This window comes from Methanomicrobia archaeon, assembly GCA_016930255.1.
In the GTDB taxonomy this organism is placed as follows: domain Archaea; phylum Halobacteriota; class Syntropharchaeia; order Alkanophagales; family Methanospirareceae; genus JACGMN01.
Genome location: JAFGHB010000080.1, coordinates 1 through 6,754, shown reverse-complemented (window position 1 = coordinate 6,754; position 6,754 = coordinate 1). Strand labels below are relative to the sequence as shown.

Annotated in this window: 5 protein-coding genes; 3 read left to right on the top strand and 2 right to left on the bottom strand. The window is 50.6% G+C overall.

The features are described from left to right. The first annotated feature begins 130 nt into the window (after nucleotides 1-130). Nucleotides 131-910, top strand: coding sequence for a hypothetical protein (locus JW878_10595; protein MBN1763501.1), 780 nt, complete (start codon nucleotides 131-133; stop codon nucleotides 908-910). 69 nt (nucleotides 911-979) lie between these two features. Here the strand turns inward: JW878_10595 and ftsA are convergent, their stop codons facing one another. Further along, the gene (gene ftsA / locus JW878_10590) at nucleotides 980-2,341 is read right to left on the bottom strand and encodes a coenzyme F390 synthetase (GenBank protein MBN1763500.1); all 1,362 of its coding nucleotides are present in this window, start codon (nucleotides 2,339-2,341) and stop codon (nucleotides 980-982) included. Between the two features lie 147 nt (nucleotides 2,342-2,488). Here ftsA and JW878_10585 point away from each other — a divergent pair, with 147 nt between their 5' ends. After that, nucleotides 2,489-3,829: a DEAD/DEAH box helicase family protein gene (locus JW878_10585; protein ID MBN1763499.1), complete on the top strand. Its 1,341-nt coding sequence runs from the start codon at nucleotides 2,489-2,491 to the stop codon at nucleotides 3,827-3,829. Beyond that, nucleotides 3,816-5,357 (top strand): DUF790 family protein, encoded by a 1,542-nt coding sequence (locus tag JW878_10580; protein MBN1763498.1) that lies wholly within the window; start codon nucleotides 3,816-3,818, stop codon nucleotides 5,355-5,357. The genes JW878_10585 and JW878_10580 overlap by 14 nt, the downstream gene beginning before the upstream one ends. Before the next feature lie 45 nt (nucleotides 5,358-5,402). Here JW878_10580 and JW878_10575 read toward each other — a convergent pair whose 3' ends face one another. Then, nucleotides 5,403-5,909: a hypothetical protein gene (locus tag JW878_10575; GenBank protein ID MBN1763497.1), complete on the bottom strand. Its 507-nt coding sequence runs from the start codon at nucleotides 5,907-5,909 to the stop codon at nucleotides 5,403-5,405. Between the last annotated feature and the right edge of the window lie 845 nt (nucleotides 5,910-6,754).

The following is a 6,754-nucleotide window of genomic DNA, read 5'->3' as shown; positions in this document are numbered from 1 at the left end:
TAATCCTCCTTTACAGAAAAAGAAAGAAAAGAGGACTCATAAAAACGAATACATCGATGTGTAACCTTTTTTGGTTTACTTAACATAATGACAAAATGCTTATATTGGACAAAAAAGAATTAAGGTTGCTATGACACTTAATGGGGTGGATGTTCTCTCATTGGGTTTGGCTTTGGTGGGCACGGTGGTGGCGGTAGTGGCAATTTGCTTAACCCTAAAATTCCGATCTGAGCTTGCCCTTCCTGAGCAAATTGCAAATATTCCTGACTTTTTGAGTAAGGAGTATCTTGAGAGACGTTTTCCCACTCGCGTAACCCAAGAATTTGAATGGCTACATACGTTAAAAGACGCCCGTTTCGCCACCGAAAAAAAGTACGAATTACTACAACAAGAAGAAAACTACAAAGATGCAATTAGTCGCTTCCAAGCTGTAACCTTGAATTTGAATGCCGATTTTTGGGAGAGAGATTTCGCTTACGAGCTTTCTTTGGCTTTGGAGCAGGTTGGTGTGATGGTTCTCGCAGGGGCAATTCCGCTAAACATAGTACTTGCAATGATTGCCCCGCAAATTATTGAAGATTGGGGTTACTGCTCCAAATTTGTAGAAAAAATCCGTGCCAAGAGACCTTTAAAACCAAAGGAATCTGATGATAAGACACAGATAAGATTCCACCGGTGGCACGGGGAGTGGCTCGTTTACGCTGCAGCTATTTACATGGACCGATATTGGACGGGTAGACTTTTGGACGACCTGATCTCTGTCGTTTGTGACGGTGATATGCAAACCATCAGAAAACGAGAGGAAGAACTCTGGGAAGAACTCTGGGAAGAACTCACAAAACCGGAATACTCCATTGTTCCAAAAAACACAAAAAAAGAAATAGAGAAACTTCTTGGTACAGATTGTTAACCGTTCCCGCTTTAATTCGATTTTAAATTTTACAGAGCTAAGGCTCTCATTTATCGAATGCCCACAAAACTATCGCCGATCGACAATCCGTTTCGGGCGCCCCTTGACGCGGTAGAGTTCCAGATTCCCAGAGCCGACGAAATTGAAGAGGATCTTAAACGTATTCTCGGCATACGCCTCGGCAAGTCGCGGCTTGTATTGGAAGAACGCCTTGAGGAAGTTTCCTTCGACGACTCGCTGGCCGCACTCCTGTGGATCACGGCATTCCACGCTCACACGCATCGTCGTCTCGCCTTCGTCGTCACCACCGTAGAGGAACGCCTCGTACTCGCCGGTCAGGTACTCCATATTCTCACGCTGGAAGACGCCTCGCTCGACGTCCACGCGGTTGAACGGTGTCTCGGCAACCCAGAACGTCTCGGCTTCACGCTGCGGATTCATGATCTTCATGTGCGTCCGGCCACAGGGGCACCGATCGCGCGTGAGAACAACGGTCGTATCTTCCATGTCGTAGTTAAGAAGAAGGGTCCCGCACTTCTCGCCCACGGGCAGGAGTGTGGTGAGCACTATTCGGCCGCACTCGCCGTCTGGCACGAAGTTTTTCATCGCCGGATCATAAACATCGAGATGCACAAAGTCTTCGGGCACGTGGAGACCGCTCAGGTTGGTGCACTCGCCACACATCGTCCCTTCAGCACTCCCGTACGTGTTATAAACGTCACAGCCCCAGAGTTCGGCAAGGTACGCCCGGGATTCATCGGCAAAGCTCTCGCCTCCGACCACGAGACGCTCAACGCTTGACTCAGGTGGTGGCAGGTTCTCAGCAGCCATCCGTCGGGCAAGGTGCAAGAGTTTGAAGACGCTGCCTACCAGTCCGGTCGGTTTATACGATCTGATTACGCGAATAGGGAACGTACATTTCCCTTCAGGGATTATCGTCATACCGATCTGTTGCGCCGCGAGCGTCATCGTGTTCGCGCCCACATTCATCCCGTAGGAGGCACAGACTACGACGCGGTCACCGGGTCCGAAGCCCTGTGACGTGAAGATTCGTGCGTACTTCTCAGCGTAGCGCTGCCAGTCCTCCCACGTCAAGAAGAAGGCTTTTGGCGTCCCGCTCGTGCCGCTCGTCTCGTGGAGTGTGAATACCTCTTTCCAGTTAACACTCTGGAATTCAAAATCTGCGGTTTCAGGAGGCTGATGCGCCCGGATCGTCTGACCCGATATGATCGGTAGTTCTCGGAGGTCTTCGTGCGTGCGGATTTCAGACACCTTTATGCTATGCTCACGGAACCACTTCCGGTAAAACGGCGAATGTTCGTTCGCGTACGTGACAGTATAGCGGATGCGTTCTTCGATAAGTGCATCGAGATCTCCGCGCTCCATTGTCTCGATCTCAGCATTAAAGAACGATTTTCCTTTAGCAGCCATAACTTACTTAAAAATAGGGGTTTCGGTTGTTATATACCTGACGCTCGATTGAGAATACGCTGTTATGATGCTCTCTCGTTAAAGAGCCTCGTCTGGAGAGTTCACCATTTTATCTTCTAAATTCTACCTAACAATCAGTCACCGTAAATGATACACGTACACTACGAAAAAGGAACACTCGTTGTAACGAGCAATTTCAAACTGCCGCATACCGTGTGGGATACGCGGTCAGGCTGTTATCGATGCTTGCCGATCTTCTATAAGGATTTAATCGAGTATTTGAAGCTTTCACGTATCGAGTACGCCGATGCCGCTCTGGATCTACCGCCGATGCCACAGTTGATCGATACGATGGTAAAGCTGCACGATTACCAGACGGACGCATTGAAGCGATGGCTCCGAACAAAGCACGGGGTTCTCGTCTTACCGACTGGTGCGGGTAAAACCGTCATAGGCATGAAGGCAATTGTAGCACTGAACGTTCCGACGCTGGTGGTCGTGCCGACGCTGGAGCTGGTGAAGCAGTGGCAGCGTGAACTCGAGGCTAAGTTGGGTATTGAAATCGGCACCTACAGCGGTGAAGCGCACGTACTCAAACCTGTAACCGTAGCGACGTACGATACCACGTATTTACGTGCGGAAGAGCTTGGCAACAAGTTCCTCTTTCTGATCTTCGATGAGGTGCACCACCTCCCGTCACCGGGCTATATGAATATAGCAGAGCTGTTCGTTGCGCCGTATCGGCTGGGCTTGACCGCAACCTACGAGCGCGAGGACGGCCGTCATAAAGAGCTCGAACGGTTGGTCGGCGGTAAGATTTATGAAATCGGTGTGGAGAAACTGACCGGCAAACACCTGGCAGAATACACCACGCGAAAAGTCGTTACTGACCTAACCGAGGCGGAAAGGGCGGAGTACGAGCACCATTACAAAATCTTCACCGATTTTCTGACCACAAAAAGAATCATTCTAAAATCACCACGAGATTTTCAGCGGTTTGTGATGCGGACCGGTCGCGACTTAAAAGCGCGGGAGGCGCTATTGGCACGTAATCGAGCAAGACGTATAGCGTTGAATTCGCACTCGAAGTTAGAGGCGCTGTCCGAAATCCTGGCTGAGCATTTCGGTGAACGCACGATTATCTTTACCGAGCACAATTCGCTGGTCTACGCGATCTCAAAGGAATTCTTGATACCGGCGATCACGCATACCACGCAGAAGGAGGAGCGCGCGGAGATCCTTGACAGGTTCCGGACCGGTACGTATTCGATTATAGTAACCTCGAAGGTTCTGGAGGAGGGTATTGACGTGCCCGAAGCTTCGGTCGGGGTGATTTTGAGCGGCAGCGGGAGCAAACGCGAGTACAAGCAAAGGTTAGGGCGGATCTTACGGAAACGGGAGGGCAAGCTCGCGGTTCTCTACGAGATCGTCTCGAAAGGCACGACGGAGATCGGGATTGCGAGGAGGCGGAAAGATGCTCCCAAGTGATCTGCTCGTTACGCGGACGAAGAAGGACCGGATCCATCCTGCGTTCCTTGAATTGAATGCCGAGCAGTTAGAGTTAGCACAGGAGCTCATCGACGTTTACCGCACGTTCGTTAATAAGAAGAAGAGCGAACTCGCGGACATTGTAGAGGAGCTCGAGCAGGGCTTGCAGTTCAAACGCGTTCGAGGTTTGCGTACGTTGCTGGAACGCCGCTGCTCTTTTCAGTCTCAGTATACCATCGAACCTGCTTTAGCACGACGAGCCGTCTTCGAGACTGCCAGTCACGTAAAAGTAACCAAACAAGTAGAACGCGCCGCCGTCATCGCTGAAGTCGCCGAAGACCTGAACGTCTCCGTTGACGATTTGGAGCAGTCGTTATGGGCAGACCAGGAGTCTGAAATTATTTTAGAGCAGTTTGAACCGCTATCGCCGGAAGAGCTTTTGAAACGGTACAATCTCTCCCTTGCGCAAACGCTGCTGTTCAAGGCCACGGGCATGACCCTTACGGTCGTGGGCAAAGCTCCCCAGTTGTTCAGGGCGATCAAATATTTCGGGTTGATGTACCTGCCCGAGGATGGGAACAAGATACGAATCGAAGGTGCTTCTTCGCTTTTAAAATTGAGCGAGCGGTACGGCACCGCTTTGGCGAAACTGTTACCCGCGATAGTCAAAAGTGAATCGTGGACACTCGACGCGGAGCTCGTTGTTCGAAGGGATAACATGCCACGGATCTACCATTTCATCATGGACAGCCGCGATAAACCGTTATTGATGAGCGCCGAACCTGAACCTGAATCTGCACCGACAACCTTCGACAGCAGCGTCGAACAGAAATTCTATAACGAGTTCGTTGCGCTACCCGTTGCTCAAAGGTGGGACCTCATCAGAGAGCCGGAGGTTATTGTTACAAAGCGCGGCGTCTTCATTCCTGATTTCAAGTTCCAGCATAAAGAGTTGGAGCTGGAGACCTACTTCGAGATCGTCGGGTTCTGGACTGATTCGTATATCAAACGGAAAGTGGCGAAGCTTAGCTCGTTGCCGTTTACGATGCTCGTGGCCATCGATAAGAGCTTAGCCTGCTTCAACGCCGAGCCGTTTGGGTTCGGGCTCGATCAACCCGTTATACAGTTCAAGAAGAAGGTGCCGGTTGGTGACGTTGTCCGGTATCTAACAACACTAGAGCAGGAAGCGGTAACGAAGCAGGTGGAAACCCTGAAAGACCAGAAAATAGCGCTTGAAGGTGATATCATCCCCATTAGAGATCTCGCACAAAAATGCGGAATGAGTCAGGACGCTGTTAAGAAGTGCGTGAACGATCCGGAGTACGTGGTCTTTAAAGAGGTCATTGTCAACAAGAACGTACTCAAAGAACTCAATGGGAGACTGCAAGATGTCGAGAAGTACGTGGTGGCCCGCGAAACTATCAAAAAAGCAGGGTTACCGAACGCAGACGAAATATTAGCTTACTTAGGCTTCATCGTAACGTGGAAAGGGTTGGACGTGAATGAGGCGAGGATTGGGGTTCGATGAGTGCGTGGGTGGGTGGTGCAGCTCACTTACCTTATCCAATTTAATTTAGTAGAACCAGCGTGCGTATTCCTCGGTTGCATCCTTCATGTCCTCGTACAACCAGACCATCCGGTCAATGAACCACAGCTTGCCGAGATAGATGAGGGCAACGCCGAACACCGTTGGCCAGATCGCAAGTGTCGCAACGCCCCAGATGACAAAGATACCACCGACCCCGGAGATTGCGCTCAAGATATTCGGCGCACGACGGTGATGCGCCGGCACCGGTATCTCAGCCCGGTTGGACCATACCCGTTCGCCCAGTACCCCTTTTGAGATCCAGTGCCTGGTTGACGCGGGTTTGCGGAAGAGGCGGGGATTCAGCCAGGTCCAGAGTAGTGCGAGACCAACAAGAATGAGTGCCCACCAACCCAACCAGACGCGGCTCCAGAACGCTGCAATGAGCAGTGGTAAAACGGTGAACCGTGTCAGGCCGCTCCAGGGGTTTGCATGCCGCGCCCAGACCTCGTCACTCATCGCAAAAACCGCCGCGATCTTCTTCTCCAAAGTCATCGTTTCATCACCCTCTAATTATTCATTTCGCTCAGCTCAATTAAGCGGGAGCGTACCAAGTACCTGTATCTTTTAGTTTGGAGTTATAAACGTCTTCTGGTTCGAACCGCGGGTGGGTTTGGGCGGTCTCGAAAAGTACTGAAAGACGCGTGAGATCATCGAAAAGCAGGGTTACCGAACGCAGACGAGGTCCTGACGTATCTCGGTAACGTGGAAGGGGCTGGATGTGGATGAGGTGAGGATTGGGTTTTATAAGTAGTGTAAAAACAACCCCCTATAAAATTCTAATGAGTTGTTGAGCTGAAAGTTACTTAGACCGCGCGGCGGTTCAATAAACCTCGCCAGTCGATTGTTCACTTTCCTTTTCGCTCAATGGAATCATCAGACCCCTTGGCTTGGCCCATTCACAGAACTCATGTGCTGAGTACTTTATGACAATCGCAACGACACCGCTTACTAGTAAAGGAATTCCGATCTTCCAGTTCGCGAACGTGGTAGCTGTCGCGAAATATGCTCGTTGTACACTTGGGGGATTTTCTTAGACCAAGCCTTATAGATGGTACTCTCAGGATCACAAATCGTCCGCCAAGCTATCCGTCTGAGTACAGCCAGTGCACGTTTTCCTAGATTCTTAGGTTTCTCCGCATCCTGAGGCGCGGGCAGCAGTTTACGATCCGAAGGTGGAAGCTGCGGAATTGAATAGTTCCTAACCTCTCGCAGAAGGAGTACGCCTTGCTGAGGGACGAGATTACCTATTAATTTATAGTCAAAAACCAAACAATTCATACTTAACACCCTCGCCTAGAAACCGCTCGATCCAGCCATGTGCGAAACTAAGCCGGGAT